Genomic DNA, 22,860 nt, shown 5'->3' on the forward strand with positions numbered 1-22,860 from the left:
TTCCCCATAAATCCTGATATAGCGTAACGCGGCGGCAGCATTGCTCACGCCGCTACCCTGCCCCATGAGGGTCAGGATTCTGTCCCCATGCCGAGATGCCGGCCAATCATGGCGGTGGTCTCTTCCCAGGTGATCCAGGGAATACGTGCCGGATCGGGGGTTTCGCCGCGCCGGAACCTCGCAAGCCAGTCCTCGACCGCGTCGGCGAGATCCGCCGCCGCCTTGCCGGAAAAATAGATCGCCTGCTCGCCCGCCACTTCCCTGAACACCGGCAGATCGCGTGCCAGAATCGGCAGGCCGTGCTGCGCCGCCTCGATCAGCGGCAGGCCGAAGCCTTCGCCCTCGCTTGCCGCGATCAGGCAGGTGCTGGCCGCATAGACGGCCTCCAAATACTCGTCGCTGATCCCTTCGAGCCAGAACAGGCGTCTGCCCCGTTCCGGATGGGTGCGCAGCGTCTCCACGATACGCGGAATGGTTCGCCTCTGCGCATCCGGCAGCACCTTCCAGCCCTCCTGGCCGACGATGACGAGCGTCGCCTCGACACCTCGTGCCCAGAGCTGCTCGAATGCCGCGATGGCCTGCAGATGCCCCTTGCGGGGCTCGATCGTGCCGACCATCAGAAACGCCGGATGCTCGCCCAGCCTCGCCAGCACTTGCCGCGCATCGTCGGGCATGCCCCGGCTTGGCGCGGACTGCATCAGATCGGCGCCGTGATGGATCCATTCCCGGCGCTGCGATGGGGACGAGGCGCCGTCGGCATACCAGGCCGTCGCATCGGCCAGGACGGATCTCGAGACACAGATGATCCCGTCGAACCGACCGATCGTCCGCAGCCATCGCGCATGGCCCTGATCAACCCCCTCGGGAAACATCTCAGGCGTCAGGACCGGCAGGAGATCATGGACCAGGAACCAGACCTTCACGCCCCGGTTCTGCCACGCGCGCAAATGATCCTGCTGCAACTCGACGATGTCCGGCGCGAAGTCGAGGCCGAAAAACACGTCACCGGACCACGCCTCGACCACGCCATCCTCGATCCCGGAGTCCTCTATGCCAAGGAAGCGGCAGGTGAATTGCCTGGCATAGCGATAGCCGGCGGTGGTCGCGGTGGCGTAGACCGGCTCGATCCGCCATCCCGCCGGCGGATGGGTGAGCCATTGCCGCAGCACCGCCCGCGCCACGCGCTCGATCCCGGTGCGCAGATCCGTCCGTGCCAGGGTGGAGACATCGACGAGCAATTGCCGGCAGCGCGGATGCGCGGGAAAATTCCGGGCCAGCGAGGTTGCGACCCGCTGCTGCTCCGCGGGTGGAATCGCCATCGCGCGCAGGCCGTGGATCAGGCCGCCAAGCCCCCTTGCGTCGCGTGCATACGCCGTCTCGATCGCCTGCTCATATCGCGCGGCGCATATTCCCGGCGCGTGCTGCGTCCGGATGATCGATCGCGCACGCTCTCCGAGAGCGCTGCGCGCGCCGGCATCCCCGGCAAGCGCGCTGAGGGCATCGAGAAGTTCATCGGTCCGGAATTCATCCGGCAGCATCCGGACCCCGGAAGGATCGAGTTCGGCCATCGTGCCGTGGGCATTCACGATCGTCGGAATGCCGTGGTTCATGCAGTCGATCACGGCGGCGGAGGTTTCGCCGCGCGATCCCGTCCTCAGCTGGACCGCGATATCGGCGGCCGCGAGATAGGTTTCGTAAACCCCGCGCTGTGTCCACCCGGTGATCCGCACACGATCCCGGTACGCCGAAGTGCGGATGCGCTCGGCGAGGGCGCGGCCATAGACGCCGCCCTCGTTCTGGCCGACGAAAGCCAGAAGCGTCCTGCCATCGCTCTCCAGCCTGCTGCCCAGCCAGGCATCGAGCAGCCTGTCGTTGAGCTTCACCGGGTCGAGAAATCCGAACGAGCAGATCAGCAGGTCGTCGGGCCCGATGCCGAGCGATGCCCGCGCCGCTTCGCGGTCACGGTCCTGGGTCGGGGCCCGCAAAAGCGGGATCGCAACGAAATCCCGCGCGCCGGTCGCCCCGAACCAGCTTGCCGCGAGCTGTCGCGCGTGTTCGCTATGGACGATCACGCCGATCGCCCCCTGCAAAAGCTGCAGGTTCGCGGGGTAGTTCCCCAGCGCGCGGCGCACATCCGCGGCGTCGCGCACATCCATCGCCGCGGCGTAGCCATGCTCGCCGACCAATTCCCGCGCCACGGCCTCGCGGCTGAACTGCAGCCGGTGGCCGAACAGGCCGCACATGAAGAAGTCATGCAGCACGATCATGCCCGGATGCGCCGGGAGCGTCTCGAACATGTAGTCGTGGAACGGCGAATTGCCGAACTGGTAGAGGATCCTGTCGTAGTCGTGCGCGTGCTCCCCGAACCACGCGGCCGACCGGACGCCGATCGATGCGGGCAGCCCGTCTTTGTCGATGCTGGTCTGCTCCACGACGATATCGATGTCGTAATGGGCGGCCAGCGCCGGGAGCAGTTCCATGCTGTAGTCGCTGATCCCGCTCGGTTGCGGCGGCATCGGCGAGAAGAAGGCGAGGCGCTTTCTGCCGTTCCCGTCCCTGTACCCGGCCTTGGCCCCGTCCTTGGCTCCGTCCCGCGCCGGCGCCGGCGGTGGGCTCGCGGTGGCGTCAGCGGTCCGGGCGAAAGCCTCCAGCGCCTTCGCCGCCACCCGATCCCAGGTGAACTGGCGCGCATGCGTAATGGCGTGCGCCTCCAGCTCCGCGCGCCATGGGTCGTCGGTGGCGAGGCGATGCAGCACGAGGCGCATGTCCGCGACGTCGAACGGGTCGAACAGCGCGTCATCCCGGCCGATGACCTCCGGAAGGCTGGCGCGTCGGCTGCCGATCGCGGCGCGGCCGCAGAGCATCGCCTCGACCGCGGGCAGCCCGAACCCCTCATGCCAGGATGGCATGACGAACCCCTTGGCCAGGTTGTAGAGCGTGTTCAGATCATCATCCGCCACGCCGTCGATCATCACCAGCTCGTCGGCCGCAAGCCCGCAGCCCGCGGCATGACGCTCGAAGGCTTCGCGTTCCCGCGGCTGGAAATGGCCGATGAAGGCCAGTTGATGCGCCTGCCGCACCGTGGCGGGCAGACCGGCATAGGCCTCGATCAGCCGGCGATGGTTCTTGTGGGCATCCGGCGCGCTCACATACATGAAGAATGGCCGGCGCAGCCCGAGCCGGCCAAGCAGGGCGAGGCGCGCCTCGGCGCCGATGTCGCTCCGCCTGAACCGCCCATCCGCACCGGTGCCGACGGCGACGATCTTCGCTGGATCCCAGCCGAGATGATCCATCGCCTCGCCGGCGGCCGAGCCGGAAATGGCCAGCAGCAGTGAAGCGCGTTTCAGATCTTCCAGCTTGCGGAAATAATGCGCCGCATAGGCCGGATTATCCTTCATGATCTGGTCCTGGTTGAGCAGGGGGATCAGATCGTAGAGCGTGGCGCTCACCCGGCACGCGGCGCCATGGCGGCCGATGCTGGTGACCGCGTCATCGACGAAGCCTTCGAACAGGCTGGAGAGATGGACGATGTCGGGGGCGAGGGAGGCGATGAACGCCTCGCGGATTCGTTCCGCCACCGCCTGCCGCCCGGCATTCGCAGGGTCGATCGCGGCGACGGGGCCGGGCGCATCCCAGACCACGATATTCTCCGCCGGCAGCACGCCCTCGAATACCGCGCGGATGGGCCGGATGGTCTCGGGAAACAGCGCATTCAGCGCGATGATGATCTCGTGGCCGGTATTGTTGCGTGCCAGCGCCTGGGCGAAATTGAGCGAATATCGGCCGATCCCGCGTTGGCCGCTGGCGCTCTGCGCGCCTTGCAGGTCGATGACGATGCGCATGATTGCCGGTTCCCGTCAGCCAGAATTCGGTTCAGGACTTCATCCAGAGATGGATTTGCCGTGCCCGTGGCGACAGGCCGGCCGGTCCGGGCAACCGCCACATCATCGACCCCGCCGCCTCGTGTGACCGGGTGAAGCGGTGGAGCAGGGCGCGCGCGGCGGGAACCCGATCGAGCAGCCGCACCGCCATGTCATGCTGACGGGGATGGTGAAGCAGCCAGCGCGACAAGGCTTGGATCATCCGCAGTCCGACCCGGTGCGGCCGGCTACCCGGCGCGAGCCGGGCCCAGGCCCGCGTCCCGTTCCGCAGCCATCGCAGCCTCGTCGTCGCGGCTCGCAGCGGACCGGTCATGCGCCAGGACCGGCTGGCATGGATCGCTTGCAGCTGCTGCCTTGCCTCGTCGAGCCACGCCTTGCCCTGTTCGAGTTGGCGCCTCGTCGCCGCCTGCCGCGCCTCTGCGTCTTCAGCGAGCCTCGTCGCCTCCCGCAGGCGGGTTTCGAGGCTGGCGATCCGTCCGAGCAGGTTCGCCCGTTCCGCCTCGGCCTCCTGCACGACGTGATGGCACAGGCGCGACGAGGCCCGTCCGCTCAACTTGAAATAATCGAATACATTGGGCGGAACATCGAAATGATGCTTCAGGTCGAGATGGTCGTGGCTCAGATAGAAATGGTTCAGCCCGTCGCGATACACCAGCTCGTAGCCATGGCCGAGCAGGGCGTTCTCCCAGGGCCTGCCGGTCGGGTCGGGCAGACCCGGACGGGTGCTCTCGACCACCACGATCCACGGCCTGACGGTCGAGGGCGCCCAGCTCGCAATGACATCCTCTTCCATGCCCTCGACATCGATCTTCAGCCAGTGAACCTCGGTTCCCTCGAAGCGGTCCAGCACGCGGGACAGCGTCATCGCCGGCACCTCGATCCGCCGCGACGCGAAGCCCTCGTGCCGATGCGCCTCGGCGATCGCGGCGACGCCGGTGCTCAGCCCGGTATCCGCAATCTCGAAGAACGAAATGGTCCCGCCCGTCGGGCTGATGGCGGCCTCGATGACCGTCTCGTCCGGCCGTGCCGCGCGCAGAAGCGACGCGTAATCCGGATTAGGCTCGACATGCACGCCCCGCCAGCCGCGCTCGTAGAAGGCGAGGCTGACCGAATCGATCGTCGGATCCTGGGCGCCGATATCGACATACCTGCCCGCGCCGACATGTTTCAGGGCACGCCAGAGCATGACGTCTTCGAAATTCTGCGCGTAGGATATGAAATCAACGAATGCGTCGGTCTGTGCGTCCATGATGTCCAAAATCGGGTCTTGCCGCCGCAGCATGTCCGGCGCTGCCGCGCGCCATGCCGTCCATTTTCCGAATGATCGTTTTGTGTTTACGAAAGTATCAGGATGCTCCGCTTGTCCACGCGGATTAGACGATATTAAGGCTTCGTCGCAATAATAACATCGGACTAAATAAAATATAATTCCTTGTAGAAATACGGAAAATCGTGGCGCGGCGGCGGTGCCGCAGCGCGGCTTCCAGGCTACGGAAGCCGCCGAGGCGAGGATGCCCGCCATGGCGTGCGCGTCCGCCAACCAACGCGCATCCTGAGGCTCCCTGGAGCCTCATCTGATCGTATGATCATGTTATGAACAAAAAACGCCTTCCGGCGATCTTGCCGGAAGGCGCCCTGAAATCCGGTGTGCGATCCCCCATCCGCTCCGACATGGACCGGATGGGGCGCAATGATCAGGCTGCGGTCGGCAGCTTGTAGCCGGAGAACATGCTGTCCACCTCGGTGTGGAACAGGTGGTTGGCGTAGTTGCTGAGCGTCTTGACCGCCATGGCGAGAACGATTTCCAGCGCGTGCCGGTCGACGTAGCCGGCGGCGCGGAAGCGTTCGAGATCCTGCTGCGTCGGGCGGCCGCGGGTATCGAAAATCACCTGGGTGAAGTGCGCCAGCTCTGCGAGCTTCGCATCGGCGATGGTCCGGCCCTCGCGCAGCGCGGCCAGCACATCGGCCGGCACCTGCGACATCTTGTCGGCGATCATGCTGTGCGCCGCGGTGCAGTAGCCGCAGCCATTGGCCCGGCTGATCACCAGAAAGACCACTTCCTGCTCCACAGAAGTCATGCCGGAATCGGTGCGGAACCGCACATAGCCGTCGAGATACGTGTCAAGGAAACCGGGCGAATTCGCCATGTTCGCATACATGTTGGGAATGAAGCCAACCTGTGCCTTGGCCTTTTCCAGCACGGCGCGCGCGGTGGGCGATGCGGTTTCGAGCGTGAGGGCGGGGAGGTTCAGTCTTGCGTCAGCGGTCATCGTAACCTCTTCATGAATGGGTGGGTGGCACGACAGGCGCGGCCCGTCGCTCTTCCATCTGTGGGTTGTTTATAATCAAACGTTCGTTTGAAAACAATCCCCGATAAAATTCCCCGCTAGAGCACTTTCCGATCCGGCTGGGTCGGATGTAGTGCTCTAGTATATTGATAAATCGAGCATCTTTATCCGATCAGATGGTTCCATCTGATCGGATGATGCTCTAGAGCACGTTCCGATCCATCCGGATCGGATGTCGTGCTCTATCTTGTTGATAATTAGAGCATCTTTATCCGATCAGATGGTTCCATCTGATCGGATGATGCTCTAAAATCCTGGATGCCCGTCACGGCGCCCGGAACCCGGAATCTCGGTAACCCGTCATGAAACCAGGCCCGCGGCGCGATGGAGACGCGCCGCTTCGCTCAGCGCATCCGCACTTCGATCGTCAAATGCGAGAGGGAGGTGAAGCCGGCGAGTTTCTGCCGATAGGCGTCCGGGCTCATCCCCGTGGCCGAGCGCACGCTCAGAATGGCGCCGAGATGGCCCGGTCCGAGCCGCCACAGATGCAGGTCGCTCAGCTCGTCGCCATCGGCCTCGATGGTTTCGCGCAGCCGCCGCACAAGTTTCCGGTCCGGCGTCATGTCGAGCAGGATCGCGCCGGTATCGTGGATCAGCCCGAACGCCCAGCTGGCGATGACGAGGGCGCCAACGATGCCCACCACCGGGTCCATCCACAGCCAGCCAAAGGCCCGCGCCAGCAGCAGGCCTACGATCACCAGAACCGACACCGCCGCGTCGGTCGCCACATGCACCACGGCCGCCCGCATGTTGTTGTCCCGCCCGGTCGCGGCGTGATTATGGTCGTGGTCGTGGTCGTGGTCGTGGTCGTGGTCGTGGCCATGATGATGACCATGATCGTGATGATGGTCATGCCCGAGCCCGAGGATCAGCGCGCTGACGACATTGACGACAAGGCCGAGCCCCGCGATCGGCAGCGCCTGAGCGAAATCGATCGTCACCGGCGCAAAGAACCGGCGCACCGCCTCGAACCCGATCAGCAGGGCGATCATCGCGAGAATGATGGCACTGCTGAAGCCGGCGAGGTCGCCGAACTTGCCGGTGCCGAAGCTGAACCGCGGGTCATCCGCGTGCTTGCGGGCGTAGCGATAGGCGAGGGCTGCCAGCAGCAACGCGCCGGCATGCGTGCTCATGTGCAGCCCGTCCGCCACCAGCGCGATCGAGCCGTAAAGCGAGCCGCCAATCACCTCGATCAGCATCATCGCGGTGCAGATCCAGATCACCCACCAGGTGCGCTGCTCGTTGCGCGCGTGATCGGCGCGGAGAAACACGTGATTGTGATCGGCGGCGCTGCGATCGGCGTGGCTGTCTGGCATGGCGTCTCTCATTTCAGGTAGGCGCGGATCACCGCCAGCAACTGGTCGGTGGCATCCCGGTCCAGCGCATCGGGGTGAGTTTCAGGATCGACGAGATGGTTCCGCACATGATCCTCGACGATCTCGGCCATCAGCCCGGCCACGGCACCGCGCACGCCGGCGATCTGCTGCATGACGGTTTCGCATCCCGCCTCGGCCTCGAGCGCGCGTTCGATCGCCTCGACCTGCCCGCGGATGCGGCCGACCCGTGCCAGCAGCTTCCGCTTGTCCCGGATGGCATGTGTCATGCGAGCGAGCGTAGCATACTCCCCCACACTATCCAACCCGTGGAACGCACTCAGGGCAATCACCCCTCCAAACCCCGAATTCGAGTTCCTGCATTCGGGGTTTGTGGCCGCGGGGATAGAGCATCATCCGATCCATCCGGATCGGACAATGCTCCGATCAGGTGCGGACGATCAGAACAGTAGCCCCGCTTCGAGCACCAGGGTCGCCTGGTTCGGCTGCTTGCCGCTGGCGCCGTAGCCGATCACCCCGTCCCCGCCATTCAGCAGGTGCAGCACGCCGAGATCGCCGCGGACGAACAGATGGTTCTTCTGCCAGGTCGGCGTGATCGACATCCCGATCCCCTTCGCATTCGGCTGCAGGAACCAGTTGCCGAACCCGTTCGAGCCAAACCCGCTCGCCGCGAAATACTCCACCCATCCGCCCAGCGAATAGGGTCCGTGGCCGAACGTGTAGTTGGCAAACAGCGCGGCGCCGAAATCCGTCGTCGTCTTGCGGATGCCCGCCTTGATGTCCTTCTTCGCGTATACGAACTGCGCTTCCGGCACGAGATTGAGGTTGCCGCGCGTGTAGCTGTAATAGGCGCCGACCATCGACGAATTGATCTGCACGTTGCCGGGCCCGACAAGGCTCTGGCCATAGGGTTTCGCCGCGCTGCCATAGGTATGGGCGAGGGCGCCGGTCCGGCTCAGATTGGTCGCGCCATAGACCGACAGCACGTTGTTGCGGTTGAAATTGTAGTTCACCAGCCCCTGGAGGAAATTGAACACGCCGGTATCGAAACCGTCACCGAAGGCGACGCTCGCGCTCACCGGCCCTTTCGAGACATTCAGCATGACGCCGAGGCTCTGGTAGTTCTGCACATTGTAGAGTGCCGTGGTCAGCACGCTCGGATTGCCCCAGTCGATCCCGGCCTCGTAGCCCTCGAGCGAGTCGATCTGCCCGACCGAGACCGAGAGATGCGGGCTCGGTGCGAGCGTGACATAGGCGGCATAGATCGGCCCGGTTGCGAATGTATTCACCGAGGTGGCCGCCGGCGCCGTGCCGAGCGAGAGCGAGTTGACCGAGCCGACCTGCAAGGTGAACCGCACGAGGCCCGTCGGCTTTTGCAGCGAGATCTGGCTGTTCATCAGCTCCGCGCCGAAATTCCGGCTCGAGCGAAGCAGGTCGTGCCGGCCGACCTTGCCGGTGCCGGTCAGCGCGTAGCCATACCCGTCGATGCCGCCGCTGACGACGAGCGGGCCGAGCGCGCCGCCGTCGAATGTCATGGGGGCCGGGCCGTTCAGAGCCTCGGCCGGCTGCACCGTGCCGAACACCACGGCGGCGCAGACGCTGGTCAGCAGTCTCAGTTTACGGGAATTCCGGCCCAAGGCGGGCGGCAGCGCGGTTTTCATAATGCCTCCTGCGATCCCGTTCGGGATCCGTATCGTAAAAATTTATTTAAAACGTACAGAAAATAGGACAGATCGTTACTTCAATTAAACATATCTTTGGATGGTCCGCAAATCCCGCAGCCCCACGCGCGAAGGGGGGCGCAGTGTCGGCCGCCGCTTCAGGTGCAGCCGGATTATCCGATCCTGATGGATCGGAACGTGTTCTAAAACGTGCTCTAGGGTTTGTGGGGATTCATCGTGAGTTGATGACGGCTGCGGCGAGGTAGATCATTGCCTGGAAGCTCTGGTCTGTTTTGCAGGCGCGCAGGGCGATGCGTTTGAACTCTTTGAGCTTGCAGAAGAAATTCTCGACCAGATGACGCCATTTGTAGATTTCGCGGTCGATTTTCAGCTTCAGTGCCCGGGCCGGATGCTGGGAAATGACGACCCGGGCGCCTCTTTCGTTGAGTTCTGCGACCAGAGCGTTGCTGTCGAATGCCTTGTCTGCGATCAATCCACCGAATTCGACGTTGTCGATCAGTGGCGGGACCTCGATGCCGTCATGGCGATTGCCCGGCATGAGACGAAAGCGCACAAGGTTGCCCAGGGCATCCGTCAGCGCCAGGATTTTGGTTGTCATGCCACCTTTGGAACAGCCTATGGCCTGGCTTTGAGTCCCCCTTTTGCGCCCTGGCCGTGACGGTGGACCTTGACGATCGTGGCGTCGACCATGGCGTATTCCATATCGGGTTCATCAGATACCGCGTCGAAAATCCGTTTGAAAACATCAGCGCGGCGCCAGTCGTTGAACCGGCGGTAGGCCGTGCTCCAGTTGCCAAACATCGAAGGCAGATCACGCCACGGACTGCCAGTGCGGACAATCCAAAGTACCGCTTCCAGAAACAGCCGATTGTCCCGCCCGCTGCGGCCAGGGTCACTCGCCTTGCCAAGACAATGCGGTTCCATCCTCGCCCATTGGGCGTCCGTCAGTACAAATCGTTCCATTCACAGCTTGAATCACAGCAACACCCAAATGGGAATCCCAAATCCCCACAAACCCTAGGGTTTGTAGGGATTCATCGTGAGTTGATGACGGCTGCGGCGAGGTAGATCATTGCCTGGAAGCTCTGGTCTGTTTTGCAGGCGCGCAGGGCGATGCGTTTGAACTCTTTGAGCTTGCAGAAGAAATTCTCGACCAGATGACGCCATTTGTAGATTTCGCGGTCGATTTTCAGCTTCAGTGCCCGGGCCGGATGCTGGGAAATGACGACCCGGGCGCCTCTTTCGTTGAGTTCTGCGACCAGAGCGTTGCTGTCGAATGCCTTGTCTGCGATCAATCCACCGAATTCGACGTTGTCGATCAGTGGCGGGACCTCGATGCCGTCATGGCGATTGCCCGGCATGAGACGAAAGCGCACAAGGTTGCCCAGGGCATCCGTCAGCGCCAGGATTTTGGTTGTCATGCCACCTTTGGAACAGCCTATGGCCTGGCTTTGAGTCCCCCTTTTGCGCCCTGGCCGTGACGGTGGACCTTGACGATCGTGGCGTCGACCATGGCGTATTCCATATCGGGTTCATCAGATACCGCGTCGAAAATCCGTTTGAAAACATCAGCGCGGCGCCAGTCGTTGAACCGGCGGTAGGCCGTGCTCCAGTTGCCAAACATCGAAGGCAGATCACGCCACGGACTGCCAGTGCGGACAATCCAAAGTACCGCTTCCAGAAACAGCCGATTGTCCCGCCCGCTGCGGCCAGGGTCACTCGCCTTGTCAAGACAATGCGGTTCCATCCTCGCCCATTGGGCGTCCGTCAGTACAAATCGTTCCATTCACAGCTTGAATCACAGCAACACCCAAATGGGAATCCCAAATCCCCACAAACCCTAGGTTCTGTACCTATTGCCATGACTACGGGGCGTCTGATTCAAGTCTGTTCGGAGGACTTGGAACATGGCGGAACTTTTCTGGCTGAACAACACGCAATGGGCTGCGATCGAACCATTGCTGCCGAAGCTTGGCGGCAAGCCTCGGGTTGATGACCGCCGGGTGCTGAGCGGCATCCTGCATCGCTTTCGCGAGGGCTTGCGATGGCGAGCGCTTCCTGAGGCCTATGGGCCACGAACCACTGTGTTCAACCGGTTCAACCGCTGGAGCCAGCGTGGCCTCTGGCAGGAGATCTTCGCGGCGCTTGTCGCCTGCGCGGATCCGCCGCGCATCGCCATGGTGGACAGCACCTCGGTTCGGGCACATCGCGCGGCCGCGGGCGGTAAAGGGGGGCGCAAAGCCAGGCCATCGGCCGGTCGAGGGGTGGACGGACGACCAAGATCCACGCCGTCGCAGATGAGCAGGGACGCATCGCCGCACTCCTCCTGACGCCAGGACAGGCCTCCGACATCAGCGGCGCGAGGGCGCTTCTGCCCACAATACCGCCACCAGAAGAGCTGATCGCCGACAAAGCCTACGACGCTGATGATCTTAGCACCTTCCTCACCCGCCAAGGCACCAGGCCGGTGATCTCGCCCATGCCCAACCGCCGCGCCATTCCGCCCTTCGACCCCGTCGCCTACAGAAAGCGCAATCTCATCGAACGCGCCTTCTGTAGGCTCAAGGACTGGCGCGCCATCGCCACACGATATGACAAAACCGCACGAAATTTCCTCGCTGGTATTTGCCTTGTCCTCGCCGTCACATCTTGGATCAGTTGAGTCCAGAGCCTAGAGCATCATCCGATCAGATGGAATCATCTAATCGGATAAAGATGCTCTGTTTATCAATGTGATAGAGCACTACATCCGATCCAATCGGATCGGAAAGTGCTCTAAGACGCTGCGAAAAACTGCCGCACGGCCTCGACCGTCTCGGCCAGCCCCACGCGCTCTACGGCAACGCCGGGCGGAAACGCGCTCTCGAGTCGCGAGGGAAACGCCCGGTCCAGCAGCACGAACACGCCGCGGTCATCGGCGCGGCGGATCAGCCGGCCAAATCCCTGCCGCAGTCGGAGCCTGACGATCGCATCGTCATAGCCGCGCGGATCGCCGTCCGAGAGATGGGTGCGTCGCACCCGGTGCAGGATGTCCGGCCGCGGCCAGGGCGTCCGCTCGAACACGACGAGACGCAGCGCGTTGCCCGGAATGTCGACCCCATCGCGCATCGCGTCGGTGCCGAGCAGGCAGGCATTCCGCTCGGCGCGGAAACTCTCGACCAGGGTCGCGTTGTTCATCGCATCGACATGCTGGGCGAAGAGCGGAATGTTGGCCGCATCCAGCGCGGGGGCGATCCGCGCCTGCACGTCGCGCAGCCGCGCGATCGCGGTGAACAGCCCCAGCGCGCCGCCGCCCGAGGCGAGGAACAGGGCGCGGAACCCCGCGGCCAGCGTCTCGGGCGAGGCGCGGAGATTGTCGCGCACGATAAAAATCCGGGTCTGCGCCGGATAGTCGAAGGGTGAGGCGAACGCGGCGCGGATCGCCGGTGCTGCGAGATGGGTGGCGCCGCTGCGCGCCTCGGCCCGCCGCCATTCGGCATCCTGCTCGGCATCCTCGACGGCGGTGGTGCGGTCGCGCAGCGTCGCCGAGGTGATCAGCAGCCCGTGCGCCCGGCTCGCCACGGCATCGGCGAATGCCTCGGTCGGGTCGAGCAGGTGCGACAGCAGGGCGCTGTCGCGGCCATGGCGGATGAACAGCACGTGACGCGGCCGTTCGCCCGGCTCCGGCGGCGCGGCGGTGACGGCGGCGAGCATCCGCCGCCAGCTCGCCACCGGATCGAGCGCGCGGCGCGTGAGGCCGCGGATCGCCCCCTCGATTCGCTGCCGTTCGGCGCTCTCGATGGTGCCGGCCTCCTCGTCCAGCCGCGCCGCGAGCCGTGCGCGCAGCGACGCGAGCGGCGTTTCGAGCCGGGCGAGATCCCGCCCGAGATCGGCGGCGGCGGCGGCAAGCTCCGGCTCGGCCGGGTAGAGATCCGCCTCGATATCCAGTGCGGCGTCGCGCTCGGCCGGGGTGGCGCGGGCGCGGGCCTGGGCGGCGAGGGCGGCGAGAAAGGCCTCGGCCGCGCCGGGGCCGATCTCGTCGCGCGTGGCCGCCGGGTCGGCAAGCCGCGCCAGCGCCGCCCCGCCAGGCAGCACCCGCGCCGCCGCCCGCATCGCCTCCAGCGGCGGAGCGAGCTGCGAATCCGCGCCGACCAGATCCTCCAGCCGCCGCGCCAGCCCCCGCGCGCGCGACCGCCCGCCCTCGGCGCCGAGCAGCCACCGGCGCAACTCCGCCATGCTGGCGCCGGAAAGCTCGGCCGCGAAGGCGGAATCGGCGGCGTCGAACAGATGATGCCCCTCGTCGAACACATAGCGCGTCGGCACGCTCGCATCATCGAGCCCGCCCCAGACCGCCTGCGCCATCACCAGCGCATGGTTGGCGATCACGAGATCGGCGCCGCGGGCGCGGCGGATCACATGCTCGATCGTGCAGCGCTTCCAGTGCGCGCAGGCCGAATGGATGCACTCGCCGCGCCGGTCGGCGATCTGCGCGAGCAGCCCGGTGCCGAACAGCTCGGCGAACCAGCCCGGCAGGTCGCCGCCGGCGATGTCATGGTCGCCCGAGGCCAGCGCCCAGCGCGCGACCAGCCCGAGGCCGACAAGATTGCCCCCCCGCGCCCCGGCGGTCGCGTCCTCGAAATTCAGCAGGCAGAGATAGTTCTCCCGCCCCTTGCGCAGCACGACGCGCTGCCGGCGTCGCGCGGCATTGCTCTCCAGCCGCGCGGTCTCCTGCTCGATCTGCCGCTGCAAGTGCCGCGTATAGGTCGAGATCCACACGCTGCCCTGGTTGCGCTCGGCCCAGAGCGAGGCCGGGGCGAGGTAGCCGAGCGTCTTGCCGGTCCCGGTGCCGGCTTCGGCCAGCACGCAATGCGGCGCGCCCTCGGCTTCCGGCGGCGCAAAGGCGGCGGTCGAGGCCGAGGCGTAATCCGATTGCGCCGGTCGCGCTTCCGCCGCGCCGCCGCGCAACTCGGCCAGCCGCGCGCGCGCCGCGTCCGGCGGCACAGCATAGGCCAAGGGTGGCGGCCGCGGCGCCTCCTCCTCCCATTCGGGCAGGATCACGCCGAGTCGCAGCGCCGCGCGGTCGGGCCGTGCGGCGGGCTCGCCCAGCGCTGCCGCCACCGGCTTCGCCCAGGGCCAGCCGGCTTCCCCCATCAGCGCCGCAAGCCCCGCGGCCCGCCGGTTCATCGGCAGCGCCGCCCCCTGGCCGAGCCGGCCGAGCAAGGCGGTGGCGATGTCCGGCAGCAATGCAGCCGCCGCCTCGATCGTGGCCGGCGGATCGAAATCGAGGGCGCGGGCAAGGCCCGACGGGGTCGGCGCCGCCGTCACCGCCGGCAGCACGAAGGCGAACAGGTCGAGCAGGTCGAACACCGGGATCGACAGGTCGAGCCGCCGCAGCGTCGCCGGGCCATGCACCACGAGGGGCGGCGGCAGGTCGCGCAGCGCCGCCCGCGCCTGCGCGGCGGTGAGCAGCCGCAACTCGCCATCGGGATCGAGCAGTGCCGCCCTGCCATGCGCCGTCACCAGCGATGGCGCGGCTTGCGGGGCAGGGGGATGCGCGGACTCCATGCGGTCTCTCTATCCCGCGCCGGCGGTTTCGCCAAAGGGCGCGGAAATCAGCCGGCGATCCGCGCGAGCAGGGTGCCGACCACCGATTCGAACATCGCCGCGGTCAGCCGGCCGGTATTGGTGTTGAGGCGGGAGACGTGGAAACTGTCCGCGAGCGCGATGCCGCCCGGCAGCTCGATCATCGCGCCATGGCCGAACCGCGCATGGCTCGCCCGCAACCCGAAGGCGCGCAGCGTCGCCTGGTGCGCGACGCCGCCGAGCGCGAGTATGCCGCGCAGCCGCGTCATCGCCGCGATCTCGTCTTTCAGGAACGGGTTGCAGGCGGAAATCTCGGCCGGCAGCGGCCGGTTTTCCGGCGGCACGCAGCGCACCGCATTGACGATCCGGCAATCCAGCAACTCCAGCCCGTCATCCGCGCGCTCGGCATAAACACCGCTGGCGAGGCCGAATTTCAGCAGCGTGCCATAGAGCAGCTTGCCGGCGAAATCGCCGGTGAAGGGCCGGCCGGTGCGGTTGGCGCCGCGCAGCCCCGGCGCCAGCCCGACGACCAGCAACCGCGCCTCGCGCGGGCCGAAGCCCGGCACCGGCGCATTGAACCAGCCGGGAAACGCCGCGCCGTTCGCCGCGCGAAATTCCGCAAGGCGCGGGCAAAGCTGGCAGTCGCGCGGCGGCTCCGCTGGCATCGGCGGTTCGGTCCCCGAAGGGCTCAGTCCTGGGTCGCCTCGGCGCGCTGCGTGCGCTGCTTCGGCTCGGTCTGCCGGCGGGTAAACTCGGGTGCGATATCGGCAAGATCGACGAACTGGTCCGCCTGCCGGCGCAACTCGTCGGCAATCATCGGCGGGCTGGTCTTGATGGTCGAGATGACCGACACGCGCACGCCCCGCCGCTGCACCGCCTCGACGAGCCGGCGGAAATCGGAATCGCCCGAGAACAGCACGGCATGATCGATATGCGGCGCGATTTCGAGCATGTCGATCGCGAGTTCGATATCCATGTTGCCCTTCACCCGGCGCCGCCCGGCGCCATCGGTGAATTCCTTGGCCGGCTTGGTGACCAGGGTATATCCGTTATAGGCAAGCCAGTCGGTGAGGGGCTTCAGCGGCGAATATTCCTCGGTCTCCAGCAGGGCAGAGTAATAATGCGCCCGGATCAGGTGCGACTTGTCGAAAAATTCAAGAAGTCTCCTGTAATCCACGTCGAAACCCAGGGCACGAGACGCTGCATACAGATTTGCGCCATCGATGAACAAAGCCGTTTTTTCTTGTGGTAACAGGCGCATCAGAAAAAGCCTTTCAGGGATAATATAGTTCGGTCAAACATGTTGCTTAAAACAGGTTCGGCTATCACGGTTGCGCCGATATGTCACGCAAGCAAGAGTAGCATTCATGATTCTGGTCGCGCTCGGTGCAAACCTGTCTTTCGCAGAGAGTGTCTCACCGTATGACACATGTTTTCGTGCCTTGGAAGACGTCGTAAAAATTCCAAATATTTGTTTCGATGCGGCTTCGGGTTGGTATCGAACTTCGCCGGTGCCGCCCGATCCATCGCAGCCGGACTATTGCAACGGTGTCGCCCGGTTCTCCGGCACACCCGATCCGGCCGACCTGCTCGCCGCCCTGCACCGGATCGAGGACGCGTTCGGCCGCACCCGCAGCGTCCTTAACGCCGCGCGAACACTCGATCTGGACCTCATCGACGTCAACGGTATCGTACGCAATGCGGTCCCGCCCATTCTGCCGCATCCGCGCGCCCATTTGCGGGGTTTCGTCTTGCGGCCGTTACTTGATGTCGCCCCCGATTGGGTGCATCCTGTGATTAAGTCGTCGGCAGCAGAGCTGCTTGCAGCACTCCCGGCGGAGGAAATGCGCGGCATTTCGCGCTGGTAGCAGGAACGCACCGGTTCGCTTGCGTGCCGGGCGCTAAGTTGCTATTTTTCCCAATCAGGTTGTTCACGGCGCCCTTGTGCGCCCGGCTGGAGTGTTGCCATGGCCCGCGTCACCGTCGAAGACTGCATCGAACAGATCCCCAACCGGTTCGAGCTCGTGCTGCTCGCGGCCCAGCGCGCCCGCAACCTCGCCCGCGGCGCCACCATCACGATCGACCGCGACAACGACAAGAACCCCGTCGTCGCCCTCCGCGAAATCGCCGATTCCACCGTGGTCTTCGGCGAGCTTGAGCAGGATCTGGTCAAGTCGCTCTCCCGCGTCCCCGACCCTGAGCCGGCCGATGAGGAGGTGCAGGACCTGATCCCGACCGACCAGAACATTTTCGGCCTGCAGGACGTCTCCGCCGAGGAGGAAGCCGCCGCGATGGCCGCGGAATCCGAGGAAATGACCTCCGAGGACATCGCCGCGGCGATCGAGGCCGAGCTCGGCGGCGGCCGTCCGCGCCGCTGACCGGACCTTGAACCGGTGGGCGCGCCGCGCGATGGGCTGGCATTGAACCAACCCTCCCGCGCGCCCGAGGGGCTTTCCGGCATCACCGTCACCCATGAGGCGCTCACCCCGCTGATCAGCCGGATCGCCGCGTACGATCCGCGGATCGACGCCGCCCTGATCGACGATGCTTACGGCGTCGCCGAGGCCGCCCATGCCGGCCAGACCCGCGAAAACGGCGATCCCTACATTTCCCACCCGCTTGAAGTCGCCGGAATCCTCGCCGATTACCGGCTCGACGCCAGCAGCATCGCCACCGCCCTGCTGCATGACGTGATCGAGGATACCGGCGTCACCCTGCCGACCCTGTCCGGCCGCTTCGGCCCGGAAATCGCCGGCCTGGTCGATGGCGTCACCAAGCTGACCCGCCTCGAACTCCAGTCCGACCGCACCAAGCAGGCCGAAAATTTCCGCAAGCTCGTGCTGGCGATGAGCAAGGACATCCGCGTCCTGCTCGTCAAGCTGGCCGACCGGCTGCACAACATGCGCACCATCGATTTCGTCCGCGCGCCCGAGCGCCGCGCGCGAATCGCCCGCGAGACGATGGAGATCTACGCGCCGCTGGCCGAGCGCATCGGCATGGACCGCGTCAAGGTCGAGCTGCAGAACCGCGCCTTCGCCGTACTCGATCCCGAGGCCGCCGATTCGATCAAGGCGCGGCTGAACTTCCTGCGCGGCCAGGGTGCCGACGTGATCGACGAGGTGCGCGGCGAACTCGGCCGCATCCTCGGCGATGCCGGGGTCGAGGTGGTCGATATTTCCGGCCGCGAGAAGTCGATCTACTCGATCTGGGAAAAGATGCAGCGCCGCAACGTCGCCTTCGAGCAGTTGTCGGACATCATGGCGTTCCGCATTCTCGTGCCCACCCGCGAGCAATGCTACATAGCACTTGGCGCCATCCACGCCGCCTTCCCGGTCATCGCCGGCCGCTTCAAGGACTATATCTCGACCCCCAAGGCCAACATGTACCAGTCGCTCCACACCGGGGTGACGCTGCGCCATCCGCGCAACCAGAAGATCGAGGTGCAGATCCGCACGCCCGAGATGCACGCCATCGCCGAAAACGGCGTTGCCGCGCACTGGCTCTACAAGCAGGGCGATGCCTCGCCGTCCGATGTCAGGCAGTTCCGCTGGGTGCAGGACCTGCTCGAAATCCTCGAAAACTCGTCCGCCCCCGACGAATTCCTCGAAAACACCAAGCTCGAACTCTACCAGGACCAGGTCTTCTGCTTCACCCCCAAGGGCCAGCTCATCCAGCTCCCCCGCGGCGCCACGGCGGTCGATTTCGCCTATGCGGTCCACTCGCAGATCGGCGATACCTGTGTCGGCGCCCGGATCAACGGCCGGCTGATGCCGCTGCGCTACGAGTTGCAGAATGGCGACCAGGTGGAAATCCTCACCGCCCGCGGCGGCACGCCCTCGCCCTCGTGGGAGCGCTTCGTCGTCACCGGCAAGGCGCGCGCCCGCGTCCGCCGCTTCATCGCCAGCCAGCTGCGCGAGCAGAACCGCGACCAGGGCAAGGCCGCGCTCGCCAAGGCGTTCCGTCAGGATGGCGTCGATGGTTCGGAAAAGGTGCTGGACGCCGCGCTGAAGGGGCTGAAACAGGCCAGCCTCGACGATCTCTACGTCGCCGTCGGCACCGGCAATCTCGCCGCGAAGGACGTGGTTCACGCCGCCTATCCGGAACTGCGCGAAAGCCGCGCGCCGCGCATGGTGCCCGGCCTGCTCGCCCGCGCCCCGCGCCCGCCCGCGCGCGGCACCGGCCTGCCCATCACCGGGCTGATCTCCGGCATGGAGGTGCATTATGCCGGCTGCTGCCATCCGCTGCCGGGCGACAAGATCGTCGGCATCATCGCCACCGGCAAGGGTGTGACCATCCACACCCGCGACTGCCTCACCCTCGAAACCTTCGCCACCACGCCCGAGCGGTTCATCGATGTCGACTGGGACTATGCCCAGATCGCCCACGGCCGCGACGGTGCGCGCGACGGCGCCGGCCGCGAGCGTCCCTTCACCGGGCGCATCAGCGTCATCGCGGCCAATGCCCCGGCGACCCTCGCCAACATCGCCAACGCCGTCGCCAAGCAGGACGGCGCCATCGCCAATCTCAAGATCGTCCACCGCCAGCAGGATTTCTTCGAATGCCTGATGGATGTGGAGGTGCGCGACCTGCGGCATCTGTCCCAGGTGATCGCCGGGCTGCGCGCCGCCGGCGGCATCGCCCAGGTCGATCGCGCCCGCACCTGACCCCGCCGGGTTGGCGCTGCCGCCCTCAATGGCTATGACGCTCGCATGATCATCGGCACCGGCTCCGACCTCTGTGACATCCGCCGCGTCGAGCGCACGCTCGAACGCTTCGGCGAGCGGTTCATCCAGCGCGTCTTCACCGAAACCGAGCGCCGCCGCGCCGCCCGGCGCCCGGCGCAGTTCGCCGCGACCCTCGCCAAGCGCTTCGCCGCCAAGGAAGCCTGCGCCAAGGCGCTCGGCACCGGCTTCAGCCGCGGCGTCTTCATGTCCGATCTCGGCGTGGTCAACCTGCCGAGCGGCCAGCCCACCATGCAGCTGACCGGCGCCGCCGCCGAACGCCTCGCCGCACTGACCCCGCCCGGCCGCACCGCCTTCGTCCATGTCTCCCTGACCGACGAGCCGCCCTACGCCTATGCCCATGTGATCATCGAAGCGCGGGACGGCGCGTGAGCCGATGAGCGAATCGGCCATGACGGTCCCGCTCTGCCGGCATTTCGGCGTTTGCGGCGGGTGCAGCGCGCAGGATGTCGCCCCCGAAGCCCTGGCCGCGTCCAAGCGCGCCCGCCTCGCCGCCGCCCTCGCGCGGGCCGGATTCGCTAGCCCCGAGATCGCACCGATAATCTCGATCCCGATGGGCTCCCGCCGCCGGGCGGATTTCGCCGTCGCCCGCGTCGCCGGCGCGGTCCGGCTCGGCTTTCACGAGGCCCGCTCGCGCAACGTGGTCGACATCGCCGAATGTCCGCTGCTCCGGCCCGAGCTCGAAGCGCTGATCGTCCCGCTCCGCGCGCTGCTCGCCCGGTTGCAGGGGCTGCGCAAGAGCGCCGATCTCAGGGTCAACCTGCTCGATGCCGGCGTCGACGTGTCGGTTGCACTCGATGGCGAGGCCACCGCCGCCGACCGCGCGCGGCTGGTCGCCTTCGCGCAGGAACACGACCTGCCGCGGATCAGCCTCGGCGCCGAGCCGGTGCTGATCCGCCGCCCGCCCACGCTCGACTGCGCCGGCCTCGTCGTCGTCCCGCCGCCCGCAGCCTTCCTGCAACCGAGCTTCGAGGGCGAGGCCGCAATCCGCGCCGCCGTGCTCGCCGGCTTGCCGCCGAAGCTCACCCGCAAGTCGCGCATCGTCGAGCTCTACGCCGGAATCGGCACCCTCACCGGCGCGCTCGCCGCCCATGCCAGGGTGCATGCGGTCGAAGGCAGCGCCCCTGCGGTCGCCGCGCTCGATGAAGCGGCGCGGACCGGCGGCCTGGCCGGCCGGATCGACACCGAGCGGCGCGACCTCGCCCGCCGCCCCGTCACCGCAAAGGAACTTGCCGGCGCTGCCTGCGTCGTGCTCGACCCGCCCTTCGATGGCGCCGGCCCGCAGATCGCCCCGCTGGTCGAGGCGAAGCTCCGCCGGATCGTCTATGTCAGCTGCAACCCCGAGGCCCTCGCGCGCGAGGCTTCAGCCTTCGCCCGCGCCGGCTACCGCCTGCTCGCGTCCACCCCGATCGACCAGTTCCCCGGCTCCGACCATCTGGAAAGCGTCATCGTCCTCGGCCTCTGAGCGGGGCGCGCGGCAGCAAAACCTTGCGCGCGGCGAAGTCGCCATGTTACCTACGATCGCATGAGCCAGACGGGATTCCGTTCCGCGCTTTTCCTGCGCCGCGCCGCCATTGTGCTGCGGGGCCTTCCGCTCGCGCTTCGACTTATCGACCCCTGGGCGTAACACCCGGCTGAAAACCGGCGCGCACAGGGGAGACAGACGAAGCGACCCACCGGTTCCCCAGCAGAGCGAGTGCATTCCATGACGATCCATCACCCGAATTTCGGCGCGATCCAAGACGATCGCGTGTTCATCTTCGACACCACGCTGCGCGATGGCGAGCAGTCGCCCGGTTTCTCGATGAATCTCGACGAGAAGCTGCGCATGGCCGAAGCCCTGGCCGAACTCGGCGTCGACGTCATCGAGGCCGGCTTCCCGATCGCGAGCCAGGGCGATTTCGAAAGCGTGCGCCGCATCGCCGAGACCATCAAGGGGCCGGTCATCGCCGGCCTCGCCCGTTCGGGCCGCGACGACATCGTCCGCGCCGGCGAGGCGGTGAAACCGGCCGAGCGCAAGCGCATCCACACCTTCATCTCCACCTCGCCGCTGCACATGAAATACAAGCTGCGAATGGAGCCCGAGGCGGTGCTGGAGGCGGTGGTCCGCTCCGTCACCCTCGCCCGCGACTATACCGACGACGTCGAATGGTCGGCCGAGGATGGCAGTCGCACCGAGCCCGATTTCCTCTGCCGCTGCGTCGAGGCGGCGATCCGCTCCGGTGCCACGACGATCAACATCCCCGATACGGTCGGCTACGCCGTGCCGGAAGACATCGCGCGGATCTTCACCATGCTGCGCGAGCGCGTCCCCGGCGCCGATGCGGTGATCTTCTCGACCCATAACCACAACGATCTCGGCCTCGCCGTCGCCAACACCATCGCCGCGATCAAGGCTGGCGCGCGGCAGATCGAATGCACGATCAACGGCATCGGCGAGCGCGCAGGCAATGCCGCGCTGGAAGAGATCGTGATGGCGATCCGTACCCGGCCCGATGCCGTGCCCTACCGCAACAATATCGACACGCCGCGCATCCTGCGCACCTCAAAGCTGCTCGCCACCATCACCGGGTTCGACGTGCAGCCCAACAAGGCGATCGTCGGGCGCAACGCCTTCGCGCATGAAAGCGGCATCCACCAGGATGGCGTGCTCAAGAACGCCGCGACCTACGAGATCATGACGCCCGAATCGGTCGGCTGGCAGAAGACCAGCCTCGTGCTCGGCAAGCATTCCGGCCGCGCCGCCTTCCGCGACAAGCTGCGCGCCCTCGGCTATGGCGAGGTTGGCGACAACGCGCTGAACGACGCCTTCCGCCGCTTCAAGGACCTCGCCGATCGCAAGAAGCTGGTCTACGACGAGGACATCGCCGCCCTGTTCGACGAAACCGTGCTGCGCGACCAGAGCCGCATCCGCTTCGTCGCGCTGGAAGTCTGGGCCGGTTCGAAGGCGAAGCCCCGCGCGCGGCTCGAACTCGAGGTCGATGGCGAGATGAAGGTGCACGAATCGCATGGCGACGGTCCGGTCGATGCCACGTTCAACGCCATCCGCGCGATCTGCCCGCATGAGGCGGAGCTGAAGCTCTTCACCGTCGGCGCCGTCACCGAGGGCACCGATGCGCAGGCGAAATGCGGCGTCCGCCTCGAGGAAGGCGGCAAGAGCGTCGACGGCCAGGGATCGGATACCGACACCATCGTCGCCGCCGCCCGCGCCTATGTCCACGCGCTCAACAAGCTCATCGTCAAGCGCGAGCGCAAGGAACCGGCGGCGCTGACCGCCTGACCCGGTCCCTTCTGGCAGGCGGCGCCATAGA

General features: G+C 66.1%; 18 protein-coding genes. 7 read left to right on the top strand and 11 right to left on the bottom strand.

Annotated features, from left to right (window positions below):
• Nucleotides 1-71: 71 nt before the first annotated feature.
• From HUW10_RS15990 to HUW10_RS16025, 8 genes are all read right to left on the bottom strand, one after another.
• Nucleotides 72-3,842 carry a glycosyltransferase gene (locus tag HUW10_RS15990; RefSeq protein WP_174504384.1) on the bottom strand — a complete coding sequence of 1,257 codons (3,771 nt, stop codon included), beginning with the start codon at nucleotides 3,840-3,842 and terminating at the stop codon, nucleotides 72-74.
• 31 nt (nucleotides 3,843-3,873) lie between these two features.
• Entirely contained in the window at nucleotides 3,874-5,130 is a 1,257-nt protein-coding gene (locus tag HUW10_RS15995; protein WP_174504385.1) for an FkbM family methyltransferase, read from the bottom strand.
• Nucleotides 5,131-5,575: 445 nt separating this feature from the next.
• The gene (locus HUW10_RS16000; RefSeq protein WP_174504386.1) at nucleotides 5,576-6,151 is read right to left on the bottom strand and encodes a carboxymuconolactone decarboxylase family protein; all 576 of its coding nucleotides are present in this window, start codon (nucleotides 6,149-6,151) and stop codon (nucleotides 5,576-5,578) included.
• 422 nt (nucleotides 6,152-6,573) lie between these two features.
• Complete coding sequence (gene dmeF, locus HUW10_RS16005; protein WP_174504387.1) at nucleotides 6,574-7,545, bottom strand: CDF family Co(II)/Ni(II) efflux transporter DmeF; 972 nt, start codon at nucleotides 7,543-7,545, stop codon at nucleotides 6,574-6,576.
• Nucleotides 7,546-7,553: 8 nt separating this feature from the next.
• On the bottom strand, nucleotides 7,554-7,832 hold the full coding sequence (locus HUW10_RS16010) for a metal/formaldehyde-sensitive transcriptional repressor (RefSeq protein WP_174504388.1): 279 nt from the start codon (nucleotides 7,830-7,832) through the stop codon (nucleotides 7,554-7,556).
• Nucleotides 7,833-8,003: 171 nt separating this feature from the next.
• Complete coding sequence (locus HUW10_RS16015) at nucleotides 8,004-9,224, bottom strand: outer membrane beta-barrel protein (protein ID WP_174504389.1); 1,221 nt, start codon at nucleotides 9,222-9,224, stop codon at nucleotides 8,004-8,006.
• A 232-nt stretch (nucleotides 9,225-9,456) separates the two neighbouring features.
• A protein-coding gene (locus HUW10_RS16020; RefSeq protein ID WP_174502420.1) for an IS5 family transposase occupies nucleotides 9,457-10,208 on the bottom strand; the annotation gives its coding sequence in 2 pieces (ribosomal slippage) (nucleotides 9,457-9,878 and nucleotides 9,878-10,208; 753 coding nt in all).
• 71 nt (nucleotides 10,209-10,279) lie between these two features.
• Nucleotides 10,280-11,031 (bottom strand): IS5 family transposase gene (locus HUW10_RS16025; protein WP_174502217.1). Its coding sequence is split into 2 segments (ribosomal slippage): nucleotides 10,280-10,701 and nucleotides 10,701-11,031, totalling 753 coding nucleotides; the frame shifts between segments, so codons are not numbered across the junction.
• Nucleotides 11,032-11,152: 121 nt separating this feature from the next.
• On the opposite strand from HUW10_RS16025, the gene HUW10_RS16030 reads away from it, so the two are divergent.
• Nucleotides 11,153-11,907, top strand: a protein-coding gene (locus tag HUW10_RS16030) for an IS5 family transposase (RefSeq protein WP_371808630.1) whose coding sequence is annotated in 2 segments (ribosomal slippage) — nucleotides 11,153-11,473 and nucleotides 11,476-11,907 — 753 coding nt in all. Because the reading frame shifts where the segments join, the coding sequence is not laid out codon by codon here.
• A gap of 113 nt (nucleotides 11,908-12,020) precedes the next feature.
• Here HUW10_RS16030 and HUW10_RS16035 read toward each other — a convergent pair.
• Genes HUW10_RS16035 through HUW10_RS16045 form a run of 3 tightly spaced genes read right to left on the bottom strand, consistent with a single transcriptional unit; the run spans nucleotide 12,021 to nucleotide 16,068 of the window.
• Complete coding sequence (locus HUW10_RS16035) at nucleotides 12,021-14,789, bottom strand: ATP-dependent DNA helicase (protein ID WP_174504390.1); 2,769 nt, start codon at nucleotides 14,787-14,789, stop codon at nucleotides 12,021-12,023.
• A gap of 47 nt (nucleotides 14,790-14,836) precedes the next feature.
• On the bottom strand, nucleotides 14,837-15,472 hold the full coding sequence (locus HUW10_RS16040; protein WP_174504391.1) for a uracil-DNA glycosylase: 636 nt from the start codon (nucleotides 15,470-15,472) through the stop codon (nucleotides 14,837-14,839).
• A 23-nt stretch (nucleotides 15,473-15,495) separates the two neighbouring features.
• Entirely contained in the window at nucleotides 15,496-16,068 is a 573-nt protein-coding gene (locus tag HUW10_RS16045; protein WP_174504392.1) for an NYN domain-containing protein, read from the bottom strand.
• 106 nt (nucleotides 16,069-16,174) lie between these two features.
• On the opposite strand from HUW10_RS16045, the gene folK reads away from it, so the two are divergent.
• The 6 genes from folK to HUW10_RS16075 all read left to right on the top strand — a co-directional run bounded on the left by folK (nucleotide 16,175) and on the right by HUW10_RS16075 (nucleotide 22,829).
• Complete coding sequence (gene folK, locus HUW10_RS16050) at nucleotides 16,175-16,675, top strand: 2-amino-4-hydroxy-6-hydroxymethyldihydropteridine diphosphokinase (protein ID WP_174504393.1); 501 nt, start codon at nucleotides 16,175-16,177, stop codon at nucleotides 16,673-16,675.
• Between the two features lie 99 nt (nucleotides 16,676-16,774).
• Nucleotides 16,775-17,185, top strand: a complete 411-nt coding sequence (gene rpoZ, locus HUW10_RS16055) for a DNA-directed RNA polymerase subunit omega (protein WP_174504394.1) — start codon at nucleotides 16,775-16,777, stop codon at nucleotides 17,183-17,185.
• 81 nt (nucleotides 17,186-17,266) lie between these two features.
• Nucleotides 17,267-19,471 carry a bifunctional (p)ppGpp synthetase/guanosine-3',5'-bis(diphosphate) 3'-pyrophosphohydrolase gene (locus HUW10_RS16060; RefSeq protein WP_236656538.1) on the top strand — a complete coding sequence of 735 codons (2,205 nt, stop codon included), beginning with the start codon at nucleotides 17,267-17,269 and terminating at the stop codon, nucleotides 19,469-19,471.
• A 45-nt stretch (nucleotides 19,472-19,516) separates the two neighbouring features.
• The gene (gene acpS, locus HUW10_RS16065; protein WP_174504395.1) at nucleotides 19,517-19,921 is read left to right on the top strand and encodes a holo-ACP synthase; all 405 of its coding nucleotides are present in this window, start codon (nucleotides 19,517-19,519) and stop codon (nucleotides 19,919-19,921) included.
• A gap of 4 nt (nucleotides 19,922-19,925) precedes the next feature.
• The gene (locus HUW10_RS16070) at nucleotides 19,926-21,014 is read left to right on the top strand and encodes a class I SAM-dependent RNA methyltransferase (protein ID WP_236656450.1); all 1,089 of its coding nucleotides are present in this window, start codon (nucleotides 19,926-19,928) and stop codon (nucleotides 21,012-21,014) included.
• A gap of 240 nt (nucleotides 21,015-21,254) precedes the next feature.
• A complete protein-coding gene (locus HUW10_RS16075) occupies nucleotides 21,255-22,829 on the top strand; it encodes a 2-isopropylmalate synthase (protein WP_174504396.1) in 1,575 nt (524 codons plus the stop codon).
• Nucleotides 22,830-22,860: the final 31 nt, after the last annotated feature.

It is taken from the genome of Acidiphilium sp. C61 (genome assembly GCF_905116885.1).
Lineage (GTDB): Bacteria > Pseudomonadota > Alphaproteobacteria > Acetobacterales > Acetobacteraceae > Acidiphilium.